Origin of the sequence: Bacterioplanoides sp. (assembly GCF_965219715.1) — a bacterium.
Taxonomy (GTDB): domain Bacteria; phylum Pseudomonadota; class Gammaproteobacteria; order Pseudomonadales; family Oceanobacteraceae; genus Bacterioplanoides.
The window spans coordinates 2260307-2282067 of record NZ_OZ244785.1; the positions used below are offsets into that span (position 1 = coordinate 2260307).

General features: G+C 49.6%; 22 protein-coding genes. 7 read left to right on the plus strand and 15 right to left on the minus strand.

What is annotated here, in order from left to right; translation table 11 throughout:
- From ispH to rplU, 12 genes are all read right to left on the minus strand, one after another.
- Window positions 1-948: a 4-hydroxy-3-methylbut-2-enyl diphosphate reductase gene (ispH, locus tag ACOQOZ_RS10740; protein ID WP_420592273.1), complete on the minus strand. Its 948-nt coding sequence runs from the start codon at window positions 946-948 to the stop codon at window positions 1-3.
- Entirely contained in the window at window positions 938-1381 is a 444-nt protein-coding gene (gene fkpB / locus ACOQOZ_RS10745) for an FKBP-type peptidyl-prolyl cis-trans isomerase (protein ID WP_420592274.1), read from the minus strand. The genes ispH and fkpB overlap by 11 nt, the downstream gene beginning before the upstream one ends.
- A gap of 179 nt (window positions 1382-1560) precedes the next feature.
- Window positions 1561-2061, minus strand: coding sequence for a signal peptidase II (gene lspA, locus ACOQOZ_RS10750; protein WP_420592412.1), 501 nt, complete (start codon window positions 2059-2061; stop codon window positions 1561-1563).
- A gap of 15 nt (window positions 2062-2076) precedes the next feature.
- Window positions 2077-5010 carry an isoleucine--tRNA ligase gene (gene ileS, locus ACOQOZ_RS10755; protein ID WP_420592275.1) on the minus strand — a complete coding sequence of 978 codons (2934 nt, stop codon included), beginning with the start codon at window positions 5008-5010 and terminating at the stop codon, window positions 2077-2079.
- 58 nt (window positions 5011-5068) lie between these two features.
- On the minus strand, window positions 5069-6040 hold the full coding sequence (ribF, locus tag ACOQOZ_RS10760; protein WP_420592276.1) for a bifunctional riboflavin kinase/FAD synthetase: 972 nt from the start codon (window positions 6038-6040) through the stop codon (window positions 5069-5071).
- Window positions 6041-6296: 256 nt separating this feature from the next.
- Window positions 6297-7874: a murein biosynthesis integral membrane protein MurJ gene (gene murJ, locus ACOQOZ_RS10765; protein WP_420592277.1), complete on the minus strand. Its 1578-nt coding sequence runs from the start codon at window positions 7872-7874 to the stop codon at window positions 6297-6299.
- 214 nt (window positions 7875-8088) lie between these two features.
- A complete protein-coding gene (rpsT, locus tag ACOQOZ_RS10770) occupies window positions 8089-8355 on the minus strand; it encodes a 30S ribosomal protein S20 (protein ID WP_068659646.1) in 267 nt (88 codons plus the stop codon).
- Between the two features lie 143 nt (window positions 8356-8498).
- Window positions 8499-9338, minus strand: coding sequence for a 3-deoxy-8-phosphooctulonate synthase (kdsA, locus tag ACOQOZ_RS10775; RefSeq protein ID WP_420592278.1), 840 nt, complete (start codon window positions 9336-9338; stop codon window positions 8499-8501).
- Window positions 9339-9363: 25 nt separating this feature from the next.
- Entirely contained in the window at window positions 9364-10512 is a 1149-nt protein-coding gene (gene proB / locus ACOQOZ_RS10780; RefSeq protein WP_420592279.1) for a glutamate 5-kinase, read from the minus strand.
- Between the two features lie 58 nt (window positions 10513-10570).
- A complete protein-coding gene (gene cgtA, locus ACOQOZ_RS10785) occupies window positions 10571-11773 on the minus strand; it encodes an Obg family GTPase CgtA (protein ID WP_420592280.1) in 1203 nt (400 codons plus the stop codon).
- Window positions 11774-11914: 141 nt separating this feature from the next.
- On the minus strand, window positions 11915-12175 hold the full coding sequence (gene rpmA, locus ACOQOZ_RS10790) for a 50S ribosomal protein L27 (protein ID WP_420592281.1): 261 nt from the start codon (window positions 12173-12175) through the stop codon (window positions 11915-11917).
- 94 nt (window positions 12176-12269) lie between these two features.
- Window positions 12270-12581, minus strand: a complete 312-nt coding sequence (gene rplU / locus ACOQOZ_RS10795; RefSeq protein ID WP_068659635.1) for a 50S ribosomal protein L21 — start codon at window positions 12579-12581, stop codon at window positions 12270-12272.
- A gap of 276 nt (window positions 12582-12857) precedes the next feature.
- On the opposite strand from rplU, the gene ACOQOZ_RS10800 reads away from it, so the two are divergent.
- The 5 genes from ACOQOZ_RS10800 to trxC all read left to right on the plus strand — a co-directional run bounded on the left by ACOQOZ_RS10800 (window position 12858) and on the right by trxC (window position 17684).
- Window positions 12858-13826, plus strand: a complete 969-nt coding sequence (locus tag ACOQOZ_RS10800) for a polyprenyl synthetase family protein (protein WP_420592282.1) — start codon at window positions 12858-12860, stop codon at window positions 13824-13826.
- 68 nt (window positions 13827-13894) lie between these two features.
- Window positions 13895-15760 carry a protein-disulfide reductase DsbD gene (dsbD, locus tag ACOQOZ_RS10805; protein WP_420592413.1) on the plus strand — a complete coding sequence of 622 codons (1866 nt, stop codon included), beginning with the start codon at window positions 13895-13897 and terminating at the stop codon, window positions 15758-15760.
- A gap of 167 nt (window positions 15761-15927) precedes the next feature.
- On the plus strand, window positions 15928-16329 hold the full coding sequence (locus ACOQOZ_RS10810) for a hypothetical protein (protein ID WP_420592283.1): 402 nt from the start codon (window positions 15928-15930) through the stop codon (window positions 16327-16329).
- Between the two features lie 2 nt (window positions 16330-16331).
- The gene (locus ACOQOZ_RS10815) at window positions 16332-17180 is read left to right on the plus strand and encodes an RNA polymerase sigma factor (RefSeq protein WP_420592284.1); all 849 of its coding nucleotides are present in this window, start codon (window positions 16332-16334) and stop codon (window positions 17178-17180) included.
- Window positions 17181-17246: 66 nt separating this feature from the next.
- Window positions 17247-17684: a thioredoxin TrxC gene (trxC, locus tag ACOQOZ_RS10820; RefSeq protein ID WP_420592285.1), complete on the plus strand. Its 438-nt coding sequence runs from the start codon at window positions 17247-17249 to the stop codon at window positions 17682-17684.
- Window positions 17685-17687: 3 nt separating this feature from the next.
- On the opposite strand, the gene ACOQOZ_RS10825 is transcribed toward trxC, so the two are convergent.
- A complete protein-coding gene (locus tag ACOQOZ_RS10825) occupies window positions 17688-18833 on the minus strand; it encodes a response regulator (RefSeq protein ID WP_420592286.1) in 1146 nt (381 codons plus the stop codon).
- Between the two features lie 148 nt (window positions 18834-18981).
- Here ACOQOZ_RS10825 and ACOQOZ_RS10830 point away from each other — a divergent pair, with 148 nt between their 5' ends.
- Window positions 18982-19230 (plus strand): YdcH family protein, encoded by a 249-nt coding sequence (locus tag ACOQOZ_RS10830; RefSeq protein WP_420592287.1) that lies wholly within the window; start codon window positions 18982-18984, stop codon window positions 19228-19230.
- 84 nt (window positions 19231-19314) lie between these two features.
- Here ACOQOZ_RS10830 and ACOQOZ_RS10835 read toward each other — a convergent pair whose 3' ends face one another.
- Entirely contained in the window at window positions 19315-19704 is a 390-nt protein-coding gene (locus tag ACOQOZ_RS10835; RefSeq protein ID WP_420592288.1) for a hypothetical protein, read from the minus strand.
- Between the two features lie 28 nt (window positions 19705-19732).
- A complete protein-coding gene (locus tag ACOQOZ_RS10840) occupies window positions 19733-20734 on the minus strand; it encodes a hypothetical protein (protein WP_420592289.1) in 1002 nt (333 codons plus the stop codon).
- A 251-nt stretch (window positions 20735-20985) separates the two neighbouring features.
- Between ACOQOZ_RS10840 and ACOQOZ_RS10845 the strand changes: the two genes are divergently transcribed.
- Window positions 20986-21681 (plus strand): hypothetical protein, encoded by a 696-nt coding sequence (locus ACOQOZ_RS10845; protein WP_420592290.1) that lies wholly within the window; start codon window positions 20986-20988, stop codon window positions 21679-21681.
- Window positions 21682-21761: the final 80 nt, after the last annotated feature.

A 21761-nucleotide genomic window follows, 5' to 3' on the forward strand; every position in this document is an offset into this window, starting at 1 on the left:
TCAGTCGATGGCTGCTAACTTCAGTTCCTTTGGCAATGAGAACACGACGTTCTCCTCCCTGCCTTGCAGTTCTTGTGGGGCTTCGCCGCCCAGGCGAACCAACTTATCCACAACCTGCTTAACCAGAACTTCTGGAGCAGATGCACCAGCAGTGATACCAATTGCTTTTGCACCTTCGAGCCATTCCGGCTGAATTTCATCGGCATTATCAATCAGGTAGGCCTTAGCCCCCATACGCTCACCGAGTTCGCGTAACCGGTTGGAATTAGAGCTATTTGGGGAGCCAACCACCAGCAGCAAGTCACAATCGTTAGCCAACTGTTTTACTGCGTCCTGACGGTTTTGAGTCGCATAACAGATATCATCTTTACGCGGCCCTTGAATGTGCTCGAACTTAGCGCGCAAAGCATCAATGACCACTGCCGTATCGTCCATCGACAACGTGGTCTGAGTAACGAAGTAGAGTTTTTCCGGGTTCTGGACTTCTAACGCTGCAACATCACCTTCGTCTTCGACCAGATAGATATTGCCGCCATTGGAGTAGTCATACTGACCCATGGTGCCTTCGACTTCTGGGTGACCTTTATGACCAATCAGAATGCATTCACTGCCATCAGCGCTATAACGGGCAACTTCAAGATGGACTTTGGTTACAAGAGGACAGGTCGCATCAAACACCTTCAGACCACGGTCAGCTGCGTTTTGACGTACAGCCTGGGACACACCATGTGCCGAAAAAATCACGATATTGTCGTCAGGAACTTCGTCCAGCTCGTCGACAAAAATGGCGCCACGATCACGCAGGCCGTTTACCACAAACTTGTTATGAACCACTTCATGGCGTACGTAGATCGGTGGTTCGAACAAATCCAACGCGCGATTTACGATATCAATCGCACGATCAACACCGGCGCAAAAACCACGCGGGTTAGCGAGTTTAATCTGCATTCGAAACCTCCAGAATCTGTACTTCGAAGATCAGGGTTTTGCCCGCCAATGGGTGGTTAAAATCAACCGTTACCCAATCACCTTCTGCTTTTTCAATTACACCAGGCAGTTCCTGCCCCTGAGCATCAGCGAACGACACCATTAAACCTGGAGCTACCGGCATATCCACCGGGAAGTCCTTGCGTTTGATTTCCTGTACATTCTGCGGATTTGGCTGACCAAAGGCTTTCTCTGGCGGAACTTCAAAAGTTTTGTGGTCGCCGGTTACTAACCCAATCAGGAACTCTTCAAAGCCTGGTAACAGATTACCATCACCCAGTTCAAAGGTGGCAGGCTCATTCTCAAAGGTGGAATCCACCACCTGATCTTCCGCCAGTTTCAGCGCGAAGTGCATGGTGATTTTGCTGCCGTTTTGAATAATCGCTACAGACATAGTTTTTAGTACCTTTGAGTATTAGCAGTGGAGTTACTGCTTAAGAAATATCGATTCGTACACCAACGGTACTTTTCAGCCGCTGGATCGGACGGCACATCCATGTGCCGGCGATCCTAACGCAACATCCTGTTGCTGCTTTGAAAAACACCGATGATGCACTTCTCTGAATTTAAATCTCAGGAAGCCTTTTGCTGAGCTTCCCTTTTACCTTCTAATACAACATCGATGGCCATCATAATGGCACCAACCGTGATAGCCGAATCGGCAATGTTAAAGGCTGGAAAATAGGATTTATCCCAGTGTACTGAAATAAAGTCGATCACATGGCCAAACATAACGCGATCAAACAGATTACCAAGCGCACCGCCAAGAATCAGTGCCAGAGCAATCGGCAGCCACAACTGAGTACGCGGTAACTTCTTCAACCAAACGATCAGCACAATGCTGACCACCAGTGAAATTGCGGTGAAGAACCAGCGTTGCCAACCACCTTCATTCGCCAGGAAGCTGAATGCCGCACCCTTGTTATACAACAGGGTGAAATCCAGAACCGGTAACAAATACACAGGCTCACCGTAATTCAGGAAAGCCTCGGCAATTTGCTTGGTGGCGATATCCAGTACAAATACCAGAGCCGCCAACCATAACCAGATGATTGCTGAACCTTGTTTAGACATCATCAGTAGCCTCTATTACGCGTAGTGACGAACTTCGCCGTCACCTTCTACGTTTTCAACACAACGGCCGCACAACGTTGGATGCTGTTCGTTGTTGCCGACATCATCGCTATGGTGCCAGCAGCGCTCACACTTCTCTTTTTCTGAAGCTTTTACAGCAACTCGCAGGCCTTCAAGCTCAGTTTCCTCGCCAGAGTCAGCAGCAAAGTCAGAAACCACGGCACCCGAAGTAATCAGCACAAAGCGCAACTCGTTACCCAGCTTATCCAGTTGTGCTTTGATGCTTTCGGAAGCGAACAATTCAACTTCAGCACTTAAGCTAGCGCCGATCGCTTTCTCGCCTCGGGCTTTTTCCAGTACGCCGTTCACTGCTGCCTTGGCAGCCAGAATATCTTTCCAGAACGCGTCATCAAATTCGCCAGTGGTGATGTTAGGGAAATTGGTGTACCACTCACTCAGCATCACAGACTCTTCACGTTCAGAACCGGCAGCCGCCAGGCATTCCCAGATTTCTTCTGCTGTGAACGACAAAATTGGCGCAATCCAGCGAGCCATCGCTTCCAGTACGTGAAACAGAGCAGTCTGAGCACTACGGCGTGCCAGACCATCCGCTTTACAGGTGTACTGACGGTCCTTGATCACATCCAGATAGAAACCACCCAGCTCAGTCACACAGAAGTTCATCAGTGCTTTAGTCAGGCCTTTCAGGTCGTAATCGTGATAGTAAGCAATCACTTTTTCCTGCAGCGCCTTGGTGTAGTTCACCATCCAGGCATCCAGCGGCAACAGGTCTTTGCCATCCACCATATCGGTCGAGGCGTTAAAGCCGTTGATGTTCGCCAGCAGGAAACGACAGGTGTTACGGACACGACGGTAAGCATCAGCGTTACGCTTCAGGATTTCATCAGAAACCGTCATCTCACCGCTGTAGTCGGTATCCGCTACCCACCAGCGCAGAATGTCGCCGCCCAGCTTATTCATCACCGCTTGTGGCTCAACGGTGTTGCCCAGAGACTTGGACATCTTGCGGCCATTAGCATCAACGGTGAAACCATGAGTCAGAACCGTTTTATATGGCGCCTGACCATGAGCCGCAACCGAGGTCAGCAACGAGCTCTGGAACCAGCCACGGTGTTGGTCGGAACCTTCCAGATACAGATCTGCCGGGAATTGCAGTTGATCGCGTTCTTTACACACAGCCGTGTGAGTGACACCAGAGTCGAACCAAACGTCCAGTGTATCGGTCACTTTCACGTAGTCTGCAGCATCAGCACCTAACAGCTCGTCAGCTTCCAGGTCAAACCAGGCGTCAATGCCCTTCTCTTCAACCTTCAGCGCCACTTTTTCGATCAGCTCAGCACTGTTCGGGTGTAACTCGCTGGTGTCTTTATGCACGAACAAAGCAATTGGCACACCCCAGGTACGCTGACGGGAAATACACCAGTCCGGACGATCGGTCATCATGCCCTCAATACGGGCTTTACCCCAGCCTGGACGCCATTCAACCGTGTTTTCCACTTCATGCATGGCGGTATCCAGCAGACCCGCTTGTTTCATGCTGATAAACCACTGAGGAGTCGCACGGAAGATGATCGGCGACTTGTGACGCCAGCAGTGTGGATAACTGTGTTTGATCTTGGCTTTTTTCAGCAGCGCGCCTTTTTCCGCCAGCAAACCTAATACACGGAAGTTGCCTTTATCGGCCGTGCTTAAACCCGTCAGCTCCAGCGCTTCCAGGCTTGGTGTGGCGATAAAGTTACCGTTGTTGTCGACCAGCATTTGCTCAGCGGCAACACCATAAACATTGGATACGTTGTAATCGTCAACACCGTGCATTGGTGCGGTGTGAACAGAACCGGTGCCAGAGTCAGCGGTTACATGATCACCGGTGATGATTGGCACAAACTTGTCGGCCGAACCATCTTTGGCCGGCATGAATGGATGCTTAACGCTGAATGGCGCAGCACCTTGCTCAGGTAACTGACCAAAAGCAGCACCCTTAGCAGTCGCCAGTACTTCAAATTCTTCAATGCCATAACGCTGCATCGCGTCTTCAACCAGATCGGCAGCCAGCACCAGAATCTCATTCGCTTCTTTCAGCAGAACCAGCGAGTATTCCAGTGTCGGGTGAACCGATACAGCTTCGTTTGCCGGAATGGTCCATGGTGTGGTGGTCCAGATAACGATGCTTACGGTTTTGTCCACATGAGCGACATCAGCACCAAAGGCAGACAGAATCGCCGCACTATCGGCGAAGGCGAACTTCACATCGATAGCGATGGATTGCTTATCTTCGTATTCCACTTCCGCTTCGGCCAAAGCAGAGCCACAGTCGCTACACCAGTTAACCGGCTTAAAGCCTTTGTGCAGGTGACCTTTATCGATGATTTTGCCCAGAGTACGGATGATGTTGGCTTCAAATTTGAAGTCCATGGTCAGGTATGGGTTTTCCCAATCACCTAATACCATCAGGCGTTTGAAGTCCTGACGCTGACCGTCAACCTGCTCTGCGGCATATTCACGACAATGAGTACGGAATTCGCTGGCGGTTACGACCTGTCCGTCACTGTTCTCAGAGCCAACCTTACCGACTTTCTCTTCCACCTTCAGTTCAATCGGCAAACCATGGCAATCCCAGCCCGGGATGTATGGCGCGTCTTTACCGCTTAAGGTCTGAGACTTGATGATGACGTCTTTCAGAACCTTGTTTACCGCGTGACCAATATGAATCTTGCCGTTCGCGTACGGAGGGCCATCATGCAGAATAAACTTATCGCGACCCGCACGTGCTTCACGAATTTTCTGATACAGGCCAATCTCTTCCCAACGCGCCAGCATTTCAGGCTCACGCTTCGCCAGGTTGCCACGCATCGGAAAATCCGTGTCAGGCAGGTTCAGAGTCGACTTGTATTGGCTTTCTACCGTATCTTTCTTGGAGCGGTCGTTCATAGCTAGGTCACTTAATTAATGCGCCGAATAAGGCGGACTTTTAAAATCTTTTAAAGTTTCAGGCACTGCGGAACGAGTTCGGCAATGCAGCAAAATATTGTTTAGCGGAGCGTTTGTCGTTTTCGATGGCATCTTTCAAAGCATCCAGGCCATCAAACTTTTGCTCATCGCGGATCTTATGCAGGAACTCCACAGTCAGGTGCTGATGATACAAATCACCTTTAAAACCAAACAGATGAACTTCCAGCGATGGCTCAGGGGTACCGGAAATGGTCGGTTTCACACCCACATTAGCCACAGCAAAATATTCGTTGGCACCGCGTTCGGCCTGTTGATCATCCAGCAGAACACGCACAGCGTAGACACCGTTTAACGGCAGCTTCTGACGTTTAACCATCACGTTCGCAGTAGGTGTATCGATGGTACGGCCAAGCTGGCGGCCAAAAGCGACGCGGCCACTCATGCGATAACTTTTACCCAACAATCGCGCGACACGAGACAGGTTGTTGCTGGACAGCTCAGAACGCACGCGGGTACTGCTGACACGTTCGCCATCCAGTTCCAGCGTCGGAGTATCCTGAACACTGAAGCCCGATTCGACTCCTGCTTTTTGCAACAGCTGATAATCGCCACTGCGATCACAACCAAAGCGGAAATCATCGCCAACAATCAGATGCTGAACCTTCAGCGCATCGACCAGAATTTGCTGGATGAAGGCATCCGCCGACATAGAGCGCAGGTTCTGGTTAAACGGCAGACATAACACGTAGTCAACGCCGTGGTCTCTCAGGTCCTGAAACTTCTCACGCACATTAGCTAAACGTGCGGGGGCGGCATCCGGAGCAAAAAACTCTTTGGGTTGCGGCTCAAACATCATCACCAGAGCCGGCACACCTTTCAGCGCAGCCACTTCTTTTAACGACTTGAGGATGCCCTGATGACCCAGATGCACACCATCAAAGTTCCCGATTGTGGCAACACAACCGGGGAAATCAGCAGTAATGGTATGGAGGCCGCGTAAAACACGCATCAGAGCAAACCCGCGAAAAAACGAAAAGGCCGGATTATAGCCAACCAGCCGCTTGGGTGACAGCAGTTTTATGGCCAGATTTTGGTCAAGAAGTGCGGAAAAGAACGGTTAACGGCCAGCGCCATCACAAATAACACCATGGTAAGCAATCAGATAGTATTTCAGCCGCCGGATCGGACGGCACATCCATGTGCCGGCGATCCTAACGCAACATCCTGTTGCTGCTATGAAATACAATTCGACCGCTTACCTGGCTTTAGAATAACTGACCTTTCAGATGGCGAGGGCGAAGGCCTGCAGCAATCAAAATAGTGAAATAAACAAACACACCAGCAGCCACAATCAGCGCCATCCAGCCACTGCGTTCCAACATGCTCCATTCCAGCCATTGCTGTGGATTACCCATCAGCCAGAACATCACAGCAAACAGCGCCATATTGGCAATCACAGCTTTAAGCACAAACGATAACCAGCCCGGCTGAGCGGTATAAACGCCCTGCTTACGCAAACCGCGATACAACATATAAGCGTTAAAATAAGCCGACAGAGAGGTCGCCAACGCCAGGCCAACGTGTTGCAGCGGGAATACCAGCGCCAGATTCAGCACCATATTCACCACCATCGCCTGAATACCGATTTTCACCGGCGTCTTGGTGTCCTGGCGGGCGTAATAACCCGGTGCCAACACCTTAATCATCATAAAGGCCAACAGACCCGAGCCATACGCCTGCAAGCTCATGGTCATTTTGCCCACGTCGTAGGCGGTGATTTCACCGTGGTAGAAGATGGTTGCCATCAGCGGTGTTGCTAACGTCACCAGCGCCAGAGCCGCAGGTAAAGCCAGCAGGAACACCATACGAATCGCCCAATCCAGAGTTTTGGCAAAACCCTCACCTTGTTCCGACGCATGCTTTTGAGAAAGAGCCGGCAGAATCACCACACCAATGGCGATGGCAAAAATACCCAATGGCAAGTTATTTAAGCGGTCTGAGTAATACAGCCAACTGACACTGCCACTCTCTAGGAAAGACGCCAGCAAGGTATCCAACAATAGGTTAATCTGACTCACAGACACACCAAACAGGGCCGGAATCATCAGCTTGCCAATACGGCGAACGCCTTCATCCTTCGGCTGATATTGAGGCCGAACCAGCAAACCAAGCTGGGCAATAAACGGCAGCTGGAATAGCAACTGCACCGCACCGGCCATAAACACACCCCAGGCCAGCGCAAACAAGGGCTCGACGAACCAGTCGGTCATCACCACAACTGAGAAGATCAGGCATAGATTCAGCAACACCGGAGTAAAGGCTGGCACGGCAAAACGACCATAAGCATTCAGTACACTACTGGCGAATGCGGTCAGGGAAATAAAGGCAAGATACGGAAAGGTGATACGCAGCAGCTCAGCCGTCAGAGCAAACTTCTCCGGATCATCACGGAAGCCCGGAGCGAATATCCAGGGCAAATAGTCAGCTCCAAGCAGCGCTAACGCTGTTACACCCAACAACGCCAGCCCCAGCACACCGGAAACCCGGGCAATCAGCAACTTAACTTCAACCAAACCACGCTGGGTTTTGTATTCACTCAGAACCGGTACAAAGGCGACGGAAAAGGCACCTTCGGCAAACAGGCGACGGAAAAAGTTAGGAATCTTAAACGCAACAAAGAAGGCATCTGCGCGGGCACCAAAGTATTGAGCCACCATTACATCGCGCACTAAACCCAGCACACGGCTGAGCAGCGTCATTACACTGACGATGGAGGAGGACCTCAGCAAACTACTGCCGCTGCTTTTCTCTTCGGTTCCTTGTTTTGGCGCTTCTTTTTCCATTCTATGTTCGCTGTATTTAATTTCTCAGATCGACTGATGCAGATTGCTGTTGTTTTTCAAAGCAGCAGAGGGACTCTGCGATAGGATCTAGGGCCAGGGATGGCCCACAGATCCGGCGACTGAAAAATAACCGGAATCAGGAGCAGCATCCATGAATTTCAAACAGGCATAAAAAAACCCGCAACTGCGGGTTTTTTGTCGAACTGATTAGCGATTAGCCTTTCAGTGCGAATACTCGAGCGTTCAGACGGCTCTTGGTACGTGCAGCAGTGTTCTTGTGCATGATACCTTTGTTAACCATCTTGTCGATGTATGGCTGAGAGCTAACGAAAGCAGCTTGTGCCTGCTCGTAGTCGCCAGAAGCAACAGCAGCGTTAACTTTTTTGATGTAAGTGCGAACCATAGAACGCAGTGCAACAGTGCGCGCGCGACGTTTGATAGCCTGACGGGCGCGTTTACGAGAACCAGCGGAATTTGCCACAGTCGGCTCCTCAAAATTGGTTGTTCAAGTCAAAGGGCTATCAAGGTGCCCCATATAAGAGGGCCGGAATTATCCTGATATCACCCTCGGGTGTCAACTCTTAGTGAGCATCTAATACTCAACTAAGAGTTAATGACAATTTATTAGTCGATGATCACTGGCTCAAATGACTTAACCAGCTCATCAACCGCCTTCATCTGTGCCAGATATGGTTCCAGTTTATCCAGCGGCAACGCACATGGACCGTCACACTTAGCTTCAGCCGGATTTGGATGCACTTCCAGGAACAAGCCTGCGATACCCAAAGCCATACCGGAACGCGCCAGCTCAAATGCCTGAGCACGACGGCCATCAGCCGAATCGGCACGACCACCCGGACGCTGCAACGCATGAGTGGCATCAAAGATAACCGGCGCCTGCTTCTTCATATCGTCCATACCCAGCATATCAACCACCAGGTTGTTATAACCGAAGCTGGAACCACGCTCACACAACATCACTCTTTCATTGCCCGCTTCCGCGAACTTTTTGATGATATGACGCATTTCATGCGGCGCAAGGAACTGAGGCTTCTTCACGTTAATCGCTGCACCGGTTTCAGCCATGGCAACCACCAGATCGGTCTGACGCGCCAGGAAAGCCGGCAGCTGAATCACATCAACCACTTCAGCAACCGGAGCGGCCTGGAATGGCTCGTGAACATCGGTAATGATTGGTACGTTAAAGGTCGATTTGATCTCTTCAAAGATCTTCAAACCTTCTTCCATACCCGGGCCACGGTAGGAGTTGATCGAGGAGCGGTTCGCCTTGTCGAACGACGCCTTAAATACATAAGGAATGCTCAGCTTCTCGGTCACTTTTACATAGTGCTCACAGATAGCCATGGCCAGATCGCGGCTTTCCAGCACATTCATACCGCCAAACAGTACGAATGGCTTGTCGTTGTTTACTTCAATACCAGCAACGTTTACTTGCTCGATCATCCCACTCTCCCGAGAAATAATATTCTTAAATAACAACCAGATTATCGCGGTGAATCATTTCTGGTTCTGTCACAAACCCCAGAGCTTCTTCTAATTTTGAGCTCGGAGTTCTTAAAATCTTTAATGCTTCTGAGCGACTGTAATTGACCAGCCCTTTCGCAACCAGCCTGCCCTGCTCATCTTTGCAGGCAACCACCTGACCGCGCTCAAATCGTCCGTTTGCGGCAATCACACCAATCGGCAATAAACTGCGGCCACCATCGCGTAACGCCTTAATAGCACCGGCATCCAACACCAGCTCACCATGGGTTTGCAAATGGCCGGCAATCCACTGCTTACGGGCCGCCACCGGCTCTTTATCGGCCAGCAGCAAGGTGCCCAGCAGCTCGCCATCGTATAGACGGGAAATCACATTGTCGATACGACCACCCACAATCACAGTATCAGCTCCTGAACGCGCCGCTAATGTTGCCGCCCGTACCTTAGTCACCATACCGCCACGACCTAGCGCACCGCCGCCGCCAGCCATCGCAGCAAAACGCTCATCCGATGCCTGACCCTGATGAATGATTTCAGCATCCGGATTAGAACGCGGATCGGCAGTGAACAAGCCATCCTGATCGGTCAGAATCACTAACACATCCGCTTCAACCAGATTGGCTACCAAGGCACCTAAGGTGTCGTTATCACCAAAACAGATTTCGTCGGTAACAACCGTGTCGTTCTCATTAACAATCGGCACCACACCGAGCTCAAGCAGCGTTTTTAACGTGCTGCGAGCATTCAGGTAACGGGTGCGATCGCTGAGATCATCATGAGTAAGAAGGATTTGTGCGGTGGATTTCTGGTAACGCGCAAAGGATGACTCATACGCCTGAACCAATCCCATCTGACCCACAGCCGCCGCTGCCTGCAACTGATGAACATTATCCGGGCGGGATTTCCAGCCCAGACGCGTCATGCCTTCGGCGACCGAACCGGAAGAAACCAGAACCACCTCATGCCCCAGCTCCAGCAAGCGGGCAATCTGATCCACCCAACTGGCCATACCGTCACGATTAAGGCCCTGACCATCGTTGGTCAGCAAGGCACTACCAATTTTAATCACCCAACGCTTTTGCCGGGCTAACTTTTTCCTGTGATTGGTAAGTTGTTCGATCAGTTCGTTACTCATCTGTTTCGGACTTATTTTATGGGTCGAGGCTTACTTTGTTCTGGGCCAGTGAGCCAGCCTATTCCGTGGTATAGACGACTTCTACATCGTAATCGTCGTCATCATCGTCGTCTTCTTTAGCCGCCTTACGGGCCATGCGCTCTAAACGACGACGCTCTTCCAGCATTTCAACATGCTCGCGTGCTTCCTGCTCAACCATCTCACGCTCTGCCAGCAATTGCTCAGCAAACTCTTCATCATCCAAAGCACGCTGACGACGCTCTTCCATATAATCCATAATGGCGCAACTGAGCTTAAAGGTGCCTTCGCGCTGCAGCGCAGAAATTTCAAATACCGGCCCTTGCCAATCCAGTTTCTCCAGCACGGCATCAACACGCGCCTGACGCTCATCGGCATCAACCATATCCAGCTTGTTCAGCACCAGCCAGCGATCACGGTGCGCCAGACCCGGAGAGAACTGCTCCAGCTCCTGACTGATCGCCATTACACGCTCAGCCGGATCAGACTCATCAAACGGCGCCATATCAACAATGTGTAATAACAGCTGAGTACGCACCAGATGCTTAAGGAAACGCGTACCCAAACCAGCACCTTCTGATGCACCTTCAATCAGGCCCGGAACATCGGCAACAACAAAAGAACGGTGATCTTCAATTTTCACCACACCCAGGTTCGGCACCAGAGTAGTGAACGGATAGTCGGCTACTTTTGGCTTGGCCGCAGACACTGCACGAATAAAGGTAGACTTACCAGCATTTGGCAAACCTAACAAACCAACATCCGCCAGAACTTTCAGCTCTAACTTAAGGTTACGGGATTCACCCGGCTGACCCGGTTTAGTCTGGCGTGGAGCCTGATTAGTCGACGACTTATAACGGGTATTGCCTAAGCCGTGGTAACCACCACGCGCTACCATCAGGCGCTCGCCATCTTCGGTTAAGTCACCCAGCGTCTCGCCAGTATCGACATCGATTGCCGTAGTACCTACAGGTACTTTCAGAATCAGATCTTCACCTTTAGCACCGGTACAGTTACGACTGGTACCGTTACCGCCATTCGGCGCACGATAACGACGGGTGTAACGGTAATCGATGAGGGTATTTACCGCATCATCGGCTTCCAGAATGATGGAACCACCATCACCACCATCACCGCCATCCGGGCCGCCTTTCGGGATGTACTTTTCCCGGCGAAAGCTCATACAGCCATTACCGCCTTTGCCTGCCTCGACAACAATCGGTGCTTCATCGACGAATTTCATATCGGCAACCCTTTTTCTATCGCGCGTCTGCAGAAATAATGCACCTGCAAACCAATAACTCTAATGTGAAGATAAAAACAAAAATGCCCCGACACCAGATTCTGTTGCCAGGGCAATTTTCTGTTTGCGTTGAGTGCTTAATTAAGCAGCTGGAATAACGCTAACAGTTTTACGGTTCTTAGGACCTTTAACTTCGAACTTAACTGAACCTTCAGCAGTTGCGAACAGAGTGTGGTCACGACCGATACGAACGTTTTCACCTGCGTGGAATTTAGTGCCACGCTGACGAACTAAGATGTTACCTGCTTTAGCGGCCTGACCACCGAACAGTTTTACGCCTAAGCGTTTACTTTCGGAATCGCGACCGTTACGGGTACTACCACCAGCCTTTTTGTGAGCCATAATATCTCTCCTTCAATGAAGCCGCTGCAACTCTGCGGAAGTGGTCGATGTGGCACACCGACACCGGGCCTCGGAAATAAATTTTAAAAAAATATTAGCCAGCGATGCTGGTGATTTTCAGTTCAGTGAACCACTGACGGTGGCCCATCTGCTTCATGTGGTGCTTACGACGCTTGAACTTCATGATCTTCACTTTCTTGTGACGACCGTGAGCAACTACTTCTGCAGTTACTTTTGCGCCTTCAACAACTGGCTGACCGATTTTTACGTCGTCGCCGTTGCCGATCAGTAATACTTTTTCCAGCTCAACTGCTGAACCAGTTTCAACTTCCAGTTTCTCTACTTTCAGAGTCTGGCCTTCTTCAACACGGTATTGCTTACCGCCAGTTACCACTACTGCGTACATTGTACGATCTCCGCTAATTTGCGCTATTTAAATACCCGGCTTAAACACCGCTTCTTACTTAGACTGCCTGTCAGTCAGTTTCTACATCTATTGGCAACACTCTGGTTTCCATATCAGCAGAGAGCAGAATTTCGGGGCGCGAGACTATACCCCAGGCAGGAATCGAAAGCAAGCCAATCAGTGTCGTAATTCTTGACAGTTTCGCCCATGCTCCCTAGCATTTGCGCCTGCTTTACCTTTCCCTAATTTAATCAGAGCGCGCGCCGACTTTTCATCATGCAGATTCAAGACATCCTTGCCGTAATCAAAGACGAATTCCAGGCCGTAGATTCCCTGATCCACGAGCAGCTGGAGTCACGCGTTCCTCTGGTAGAAAAGATCGCAGATTACATCGTTTCCAGCGGTGGTAAACGTATCCGTCCGTTGCTGGTACTTATGACAGGTAAGGCATTTAATCGCTGTGATGCCGACATTGTAAAACTGGCGACTGTGATCGAATTCCTGCACACCGCCACTCTGCTGCACGATGATGTGGTGGATACCTCGGATATGCGCCGCGGCAATCCAACCGCCAATGCCAAGTGGGGTAACGCGCCAAGTGTACTGGTGGGCGACTTCTTATATAGCCGCTCATTTCAGATGCTGGTTGACCTGAAGTCACTGGAAGTGATGGATATTTTATCCCATGCTACCAGCGTTATTGCCGAAGGCGAAGTGTTGCAGCTGACCAACGTTAAAAACCCGAATGCTACCGAACAGCAGTATATGGATGTGATCCATGGCAAAACCGCTATGTTGTTCGAAGCATCAACTTACGGGGCGGCACGCCTGATGGAACTGGATCAGGATGTATCGGACGCCCTGAAGATTTATGGCCGTGAATTAGGCCTGGCATTCCAGCTGGTTGATGACGTGCTGGATTACGAAGGTGATGCAGAAGCCTTAGGTAAAAACGTCGGTGACGACCTGGCTGAAGGCAAGCCAACACTGCCGCTGATTCACGCCATGGCCAATGCGCCGGAAGATGACGCTAAACTGATTCGCCAGGCAATCCGTAAGGGTGGCCTGGACAATATGGACGACGTATTACGCATCGTTCGTGACAATGGTTCTCTGGACTATACGCGCCAGAAAGCCGATGACTGTGCCGCAAGAGCACAGCAAGCACTGGAACTTTTACCGGATTCAGATGCCAAAGAAGCGCTCAAAGCGCTCGCCCTGTTAGCCGTGAAACGCAACACCTGATGAGCCACATCGCCAGCAAATCCGCTGGCGCGAGTACATGACCATGAGGAAGTTTTATTTTGATCTCTGTGATTCGAGGCTGGTACAGCTCACCTGCAGCTAGCCATAGCCCACGATCTGGTTTCGGCCCCCTGTTGTTCTCTTTGTTATTCTCACTGCTGCTGGCTCTGAGCTGGCAGTCTGCTCACGCCAGCTTGCTGGATGAAGTGGTCGGTAATGACGAACCCAAATTTCTGCCGGTAGACCAGGCTTTTCCGTTTACCACGGAAGTCGATGGCAATCGCCTGAATGTGCGCTTTGATACCAGCGACGGCTACTACCTGTATAAAAGCCGCTTGTATCTGAAGCAGGGTAAAGAAAAGTACTATCCGGATTTTTATTCCCAACAGGGCAAAGAAAAACAAGACGAAGCGTTTGGTTTAGTTACCGCGTTTTATCACGAGTTAAGCGTCAGTTTTGATTTAACCAAGCTACAACCAGGCCCTTATAAACTGAACCACCAGGGTTGTGCGGATGCAGGTTTATGTTATCCACCACAACGGCTGAAACTGGACTATCAACCCGCTTCAGCCAACTCCCAGCCAGCCGCAGACAATGCAGCGACACCTGCGCCAGCTTTAACTGAAAGCACTGCTGCGGCAGCCACCAGCGAAGATGACTGGTTTGCCAACCGCTCATGGGGCGCTGTTGTTGGCCTGTTCTTCCTGTTGGGGCTAGGCCTGACATTTACGCCTTGCGTATTGCCTATGGTGCCGATTCTGACTTCTGTTGTTCTTGGTCAGAACAATACCTCCCCGGCAAAAGGCTTTGCCCTGTCGACCATTTATGTTCTGGGTATGGCACTGACCTATGCCGCCGCCGGTTTAACCGTGGGTTTATTAGGCGCCGGGGCCAATATTCAGGCCTGGATGCAAACCCCATGGGTACTAATTGTTTTCTCGATCTTATTTGTCGCGCTGGCACTGGCGATGTTTGGTTTATACGAACTGCAATTGCCATCCGGTTTACGTAACCGCCTGAACGACCTGAACCAGAAACAACAAGGTGGTCAGTGGTTCAGCGTATTTATTATGGGTGTATTGTCCGCACTGGTGGTTTCTCCTTGCGTATCGGCGCCATTGGCCGGTGCTCTGGTTTACCTCAGTACCACAGGTGACGCCTGGTTGGGCGGTAGCGCACTATTGGCTCTTGGCTTGGGTATGGGCGCACCATTAATTGTGCTGGGCACCACAGGTGCATCGATACTGCCAAAAGCTGGCGGCTGGATGGATCAGATCAAAGCCTTCTTCGGCATCCTGCTGTTAGGTGTTGCCATCTGGTTATTATCACGCTTCCTGCCGGCTCAGGTGTCGCTGTTGTTATGGGCGTTACTGGCACTGGTATACGGCGTGGTATTGGGTGCTTTCGAACCTGCTGCTTCTGGCAAACAAAGCATCGTCAAAGGCATCGCCTGGGTATTCTTCCTGTATGGCGCAGTTGCCTTTGTGGGTGTTTTGCAAGGCCAGTCTGATCCGTTAAAACCATTAGCAGTGCAATCGGTGACAACGGCCTCAGCGCCAACGGCAGCGAAACAAACCAGTCCGTTTTTTAAAACCGACTCCGTCGCTAAAGTGAAGGAAATGATCAGCAGCAGCCAGCGCCCTATCATGCTGGATTTGTACGCTGACTGGTGCATCAGCTGCAAAGTGATGGATGCAGAGATCTTCTCTCACGCCGACGTACAAAAGCAGTTCAGTCATATGACTTGGATAAAACTGGATGTAACCGATAACAGCGAAGAGCACGTTGCCTTTATGCAGGATCATGCGGTATTTGGCCCACCTTCACTGTTGTTTTTTGAAGACGGCAGAGAAGTTGTCGACGCCCGTATTATCGGTGAAATTAAAAAAGCTCCTTTTATCGATAAAGTTGGTAGTCATTTTCCGAAATCCTGATTTCGGCGAAACTTCAGCACCCGCTTAATAAAAACCTCCCGTGTTTATACACCGGAGGTTTTTTTATGCATTTTTAACCTCGCTAAAAATAAATTTCTGTTTTTTTGTCACACCTTCTTGCTTCGGGTCGTCTAATTATTACAACCCAATCATTAAGGAACTATTCCATGCTGTACGACATCCAACATATCGGCCTCAATCTTAGCGCTGACAAGGCATTTCAATACATTGCTGAAGCGAAAAACCTACCCGCCTGGACCAACGCCTTTGCTACTGTTTCTGATGACGGTAAGGCGGTACTAATGACCCCTCAGGGCAAAGTTGAAATTGGTCTGAAGGTAATCAGCGATGCGCAATCCGGCACCGTCGACTGGCTGATGACATTTCCGGATGGCAGCGAAGGTATTGCCAATTCCAGGATCACGCCTCTGCCCGACAACAACAGTGTTTACTGCTTTGTACTAACACCGCCGCCAGCACCGTTAGAACAACTCGAAGGCGCTCTGAAGCAACAGTCAGCAATTCTTGCGTCAGAATTAAAAGAACTGAAAAAAATTCTGGAGAAATAGCCATGAAGATTCGCCCGGATCAGCTTCAGCAACTCATCAGCCAGGCCCGGGCGGGCCAACAGTTAGCGCTTGAATCTCTGATCCGGGCGATTCAGCCCAATGTGTACGCTTTGGCTTTCCGCTTTCTGATGCATCCTCAGGATGCTGAAGATCGCACACAGGAAATTCTGCTGAAAGTCACCACGCGGCTAAATCAGTTTAATGGAGACAGTCAGTTTTCAACCTGGGTCTATCGGCTGGCGAGCAATCATTTACTGGACAGTCTGAAATCAAACAACGTCGTTATGATGACTTTTGATGAATTCTCAGAAGATCTGGCAAACGGTCTGGAACTGGACGCAAATACCAGCGCCTATGAAGAACAACTCATCAGTGAAGTACGTATCGGCTGCACCCAGGCGTTACTGCAATGTCTGACACCCGAGTTACGCCTGAGCTATATCCTCGGAGAAATTCTCGAACTGGATCATCAACAAGCAGCACAGGTGCAACACATTTCCAGCGCCAGTTTCCGCAAGCGCCTGTCACGAGCGCGTGAATCAGTTAATGATTTTATGCAAAGTAATTGTGGCCTGATCGAATCAATAAATCCCTGCCGCTGCCACAAACGGGTTAAACCGGCCTTTAGCCTGAACCGCATCAGTCGTAAAAAAACGGTGTTTTCCAGCGCCATTAAAACGTCAAAGGAATTTCCGGAAGTGCTGCAGCACATACGCTCACTGCAGCACACTCAACGCGTCGCCGCTCTGTATCAAGCACAACAACCACAAATACCGCCAGAGACGTTTATTAAATGGTTACGCCAAACGCTGAACCAAAGTAGCACTGAAGAAACGCCTTCATTGCATTAAAAGGCTTGAAGTTTATTCCTGATGCCTTATATAGAACACAGTAAGAGTGATAAATGAGAGTGAATAATGCACTACACCTGCCCTTCCTGTGCTGCGGTTAACCGCATTCCACCTGAGCGCGCCAATGAGCAGGGCCAGTGTGGACGCTGCAAACACGATTTATTTAATGGTCATCCGGTCGATGTAACCGATGCAGATTTTGCCCGCTTTTTGCAGAAAAATGATTTACCAGTGGTGGTTGATTTCTGGGCTAGCTGGTGTGGCCCTTGCCAGATGATGGCACCCATCTTTAAAGAGGTGGCTGGCGACATGAGATTTAATGCCCGCTTCGCCAAAGTGAACACAGAACAGGCGCAACAGGTAAGCAGTCAGTATGGTATTCGCTCCATTCCAACTCTGATTTTATTTCATCAGGGCAAAGAAATAGACCGCCTCGCTGGTGCATTACCTGCACCACAACTGAAACAATGGATTCAGCAGGCACTGCTAAAAGTGATTCGCTAACAACTAGGTTTGTGTTGCCTGGACAACCTGCTCCAGGCCTTCCAGAATCGGCTGTAACTCTTGCTGGCATTCACTGCTGCGGCGATAACAGCTATCCAGCTGCTGCACATGCTGACGCACCAGCTGAATCAGATGTTCCTCCTGGTCATGATCAAGATTGAGCAGCAATACCTCTTCCTTCAGTTCTAATTCGAGGTCGGCAACTTTCAGCTGTGCCTCATCAAATCGGGTTTCGCGTTCCTGCTGAATTTTCTCCAGCGTATCACGTAAGTCGCCAACCGCCTGAAGCAGCAGAGTTTGATGCTGCAGCCGCTGCTCGGTTTTTAAAGCGATCAGGCGCTCGTTGATCGCACTCATCAGGACACATAAATGATCTTTTATCCGCCCGTAACGTGCAGCCTCCTGCCAGGGAGAGTTCTTCACTAACAGGGACACCTGATCGTAATTAATAATCATGCGTCGATCGAGCTCAATGATCCGCCGACCACCACGACAGCTTTTTAACAGCTCAGTTTCTAATGGCTTAGCGGATGCCAGGTGGGACACAAATAAGTGTTTTTTGTTTTGCCAGCCTGCAACAACCGAATTAAGTCCAAAGTTCTTCAGCGTCCCAATCAAGAGATCAAATAACTGCTTTGGGCTGGTGCTGGCACCAGCCTGCTCGATGAAGCGGGTAATTTCACCCTGTTCAGCGGAGTGAGTCATGGCTTCAAAAGCCGTCTGACGAGCCTCATCCGCCTGGCATTCCAAATCAACATGATGTGCGCGGTGCAACACTGCCCGCTCGACTTTGGCTTGCAACTCCTGCAAATCAAATGGCTTAGAAATAAAGTCATCAGCACCGGCCGAGTACGCTTCCAGCCGTTGATCTAACTGATGATTGCCCGACACCATTATGATCGGGGTATGAGTCGTGGCCGGGTTTTGTCGCAACAGACGACACACCTCATAACCCGAGTGCTTTGAGGCTGGCATGTGTATATCAAGCAATATGCACTCAGTCTGCTGCCCCACCCCATCGAGGAAGCTCTGGGAACAACTGAAGGTGCGCAGATCAAACTGCTTCAGGGCATGGGAAACCAACTGCAGTGCATGATCTTCGTCATCAAGGCAGGCAACCTGCGCTTTAGACCAATTTTCCCGGATCATCCCAGAAACCTCCCTGTTAATAGGGCTTGTGTTTGACTTGCATCAAATATAGCAGAGAGATTCGGTAACGCACCTGCCTAACTGACATGTATCAAGATAACACCCAGCGGTCGCGTTACTCTGAAGTTGTTCTTAGAGGAGGCAAACAATGATTGAACACCACGATCTTCACCACGAATTCCCAGAGATGGGCGAACAAATCCGTGAACTGAAAATGAAAGACCGCCACTTTGCGCGCCTGTTCGATGAGTATCATGATATCGATCGCGAAGTACGCAAAATTGAGGAGCAAGTCGAAGCAGCATCTGACGAGCGCCTGGAAGAATTGAAATTACGTCGCCTGCACCTGAAGGATGAGTTGTATGGCATGTTAAAACAGGCCACCGCAGAAGCCTGATACGATAATAAAACAGCACCCCGCATCTGGCCCTGGATAACCCGGTTATCCGGGGCTTTTTGTTAGCACTCCACCAATATGCCGTTACAGTGACTTAACGATACGAGTCACAAACAAAGACTTATTCAGATAACGCTGATGCTCTTCAGCGTAAGTATCCAACTCCAGATCACCGGATAATTCCGCAACAACCCAGCGACTACCAACGGCACCAAATTGCTCCCGATTTTGTAGATAATAAGCTTCAGCCTTCTCGCTCGTAGGAAAGGCCAAGCCCCCTGGATATAAACCCCAGAAAGCAGGGCCAAATTTTACAACCCGCTTGTCTTCAGAAAGAGATCGCTGGTAAGCCGAATCACCAATGGTATAAACAGTGTGCTGAATATCCTCACGAAAGTAAGGGTTCAGCACATCTTTTACCCCCAGATAAATCACCATTGAAATGGCAACAAAAACCAGCAGCAATTTCTTCACATATAATCCAAATTAAAACGTTACTGAATCAGCGTAGATTAATATCCAGGCTCTGATCGCTCACAGCGTTTTGATCACCACCGTTTTTCTGAATCAGGAAGCGGCCGGAAATACGTCCATCTTCACCACTGTGGTTCAGATCAAGATTGGCTTTACAAGCTTCGACACCAGTATCAATCAAACCTGATAATGGACCATTGTAAGTAGGCTCAGATACATAAGCCATTGGCTCAAGAGGGTTATAGTCGGAACCAGTAACGTGCAATTTCATCTTATCATCACTGCCCAAGCGTAAGGTATAAAGCCCGGCATTCGTGACATTGTCAAGCTGTACACAGTAAATATCTTTTTCTATTTCTGCGTGAGATTTATCCGTTGGCTGTAACGTCGTTGGTCGCCAATCCTGAACAAAACTACCCAACGAGCCGTAAGAATCACTGACCTTAATATACTTTGCATTCAACGTTTTGGTTTCAGCAAACGACGGTTCGTAATCAAAGTTTTTATTCAGCCTTGGCACGACAACTTTATCGCGCTTCACAACTTCAGAAATTGCCATCTCTTTATTCGAAACTAAGGCCAGCTTACGGCTATTTGTCGACAAGGTCTCGCCAGATAAAGTAGCCGTCTCAATGCCATTGCCATTACAGCTGGCCATCTCAACGCCACTGCCGTTACTTGCCGGACGAATAACAACAAACTCGGTACGCTTAACCAACAGATCAGGGTACTGAGAAATTCTTGGTGCCGCGACGATATCACTGCGCTCACTGCGAATCGTCCAGGAAGCAACCCAGGTACCGGTAACACTCTGCTCCGATACCGCTTCATGCTTCGCCAACATATGAGTCATTGACGCGATACTACCGACAACATCAGACGATGGTACAACATCTCCCGATTGCTTATTTTCACCTACCTTTGGATTTTCCGTTCCGGATTTATTTGCCACAGGTGACTCTGAGGAATCAGACGAAGCCCCACCGCAACCTGCCGCTAACAACACCACAACCGGTAATAAATATTTCATCAGGAACCTTCCTATTTATACGACTCTTTTCTGAAATATCTCACACAACCCCAGCGCTAAAACTAACAAAACAGCCAAAACTCTAACATTAAAGGTCAAATCGGCTGTTTTGTGAACTGTGTCAGTTCGCCATTTTGCGACTTAAAGCAACATCTGTAGATAATTTACTGAAATAAACCATCCTCAAAACATTCATCACCTACACTTAACGCGATCGCAACATAAGAGATTGAATACGAGAATTAATGATTATGAACCAAGCAATAATTATCCCTGCCGTTTTAATGACCCTGACAGGTTGTTCTGCCAAATTAGCCAGTATTAAAGTTCCGGAAAATCTGACATCTCAGCCTCCGGTGAAACTGACCACCGATGGAAAGTTCTGGGGGCTCGGCATGGATGGCACGTTTGATCTGGGTGGTCTGTATCAGGGGAAATACGATCGGGATGCCTCACAATCATCTTATTTCGGTGACTTTGTCACCAGCGCAGAAGGTTCAATGGCCGCAGAGATCACCAACAACAAGACGCAAAAACGCTGGCTGCTTAATTGTTATGGTGGTGGCTCGAGTGTCAATGTCGGTAACTTTTCCTTCGGTGGAAACTCTCCCTACAAATGCAGCATTAAAACACCAGAAAATAAGACAGTTGGTAGCATCACCATTGAAAAAAGTGCCGGGTTAGTAGACTTTGGTCCAAGTGGAAAAGTCGCAGGCGACATGACCCTCGGAAATAAAAAGCTAAAAATCGAATCCATACATAACATGGAAGGCAGCTTCATCCCGGTCGATCACCCTCTGGGTTATTACCTGAGCGTCGGTGGAAAAACGGTTGCAGCCATTCAGGTAAATGGCCGAATTACTCTACAGTCTGACGGTGCTGATATGGACGCGTATGCAATCGCAACCGTTGCAAGCTCATTAAGTATTCGTCCGGAAGAAGATTAATTGTAAGAAACGTAAGTAAAACACGCTTCACAATAAAAAATTCCGGGTTCTGGATTAATCCAAACCCCGGTATTTTATCC

Bases quoted from the DNA above. Each gene is read 5' to 3' on its own strand.
- ACOQOZ_RS10815 (WP_420592284.1), top strand. From the start codon at position 16,332: ATGAAGATTCGCCCGGATCAGCTTCAGCAACTCATCAGCCAGGCCCGG.
- proB (WP_420592279.1), bottom strand. From the start codon at position 10,512: ATGAGTAACGAACTGATCGAACAACTTACCAATCACAGGAAAAAGTTA.
- ribF (WP_420592276.1), bottom strand. From the start codon at position 6,040: ATGCGTGTTTTACGCGGCCTCCATACCATTACTGCTGATTTCCCCGGT.
- cgtA (WP_420592280.1), bottom strand. From the start codon at position 11,773: ATGAAATTCGTCGATGAAGCACCGATTGTTGTCGAGGCAGGCAAAGGC.
- ACOQOZ_RS10840 (WP_420592289.1), bottom strand. From the start codon at position 20,734: ATGAAATATTTATTACCGGTTGTGGTGTTGTTAGCGGCAGGTTGCGGT.
- ACOQOZ_RS10830 (WP_420592287.1), top strand. From the start codon at position 18,982: ATGATTGAACACCACGATCTTCACCACGAATTCCCAGAGATGGGCGAA.
- kdsA (WP_420592278.1), bottom strand. From the start codon at position 9,338: ATGATCGAGCAAGTAAACGTTGCTGGTATTGAAGTAAACAACGACAAG.
- trxC (WP_420592285.1), top strand. From the start codon at position 17,247: ATGCACTACACCTGCCCTTCCTGTGCTGCGGTTAACCGCATTCCACCT.
- lspA (WP_420592412.1), bottom strand. From the start codon at position 2,061: ATGTCTAAACAAGGTTCAGCAATCATCTGGTTATGGTTGGCGGCTCTG.
- ACOQOZ_RS10825 (WP_420592286.1), bottom strand. From the start codon at position 18,833: ATGATCCGGGAAAATTGGTCTAAAGCGCAGGTTGCCTGCCTTGATGAC.
- rpmA (WP_420592281.1), bottom strand. From the start codon at position 12,175: ATGGCTCACAAAAAGGCTGGTGGTAGTACCCGTAACGGTCGCGATTCC.
- murJ (WP_420592277.1), bottom strand. From the start codon at position 7,874: ATGGAAAAAGAAGCGCCAAAACAAGGAACCGAAGAGAAAAGCAGCGGC.
- ileS (WP_420592275.1), bottom strand. From the start codon at position 5,010: ATGAACGACCGCTCCAAGAAAGATACGGTAGAAAGCCAATACAAGTCG.
- ACOQOZ_RS10800 (WP_420592282.1), top strand. From the start codon at position 12,858: ATGCAGATTCAAGACATCCTTGCCGTAATCAAAGACGAATTCCAGGCC.
- ACOQOZ_RS10845 (WP_420592290.1), top strand. From the start codon at position 20,986: ATGAACCAAGCAATAATTATCCCTGCCGTTTTAATGACCCTGACAGGT.
- fkpB (WP_420592274.1), bottom strand. From the start codon at position 1,381: ATGTCTGTAGCGATTATTCAAAACGGCAGCAAAATCACCATGCACTTC.
- ACOQOZ_RS10810 (WP_420592283.1), top strand. From the start codon at position 15,928: ATGCTGTACGACATCCAACATATCGGCCTCAATCTTAGCGCTGACAAG.
- rplU (WP_068659635.1), bottom strand. From the start codon at position 12,581: ATGTACGCAGTAGTGGTAACTGGCGGTAAGCAATACCGTGTTGAAGAA.
- ispH (WP_420592273.1), bottom strand. From the start codon at position 948: ATGCAGATTAAACTCGCTAACCCGCGTGGTTTTTGCGCCGGTGTTGAT.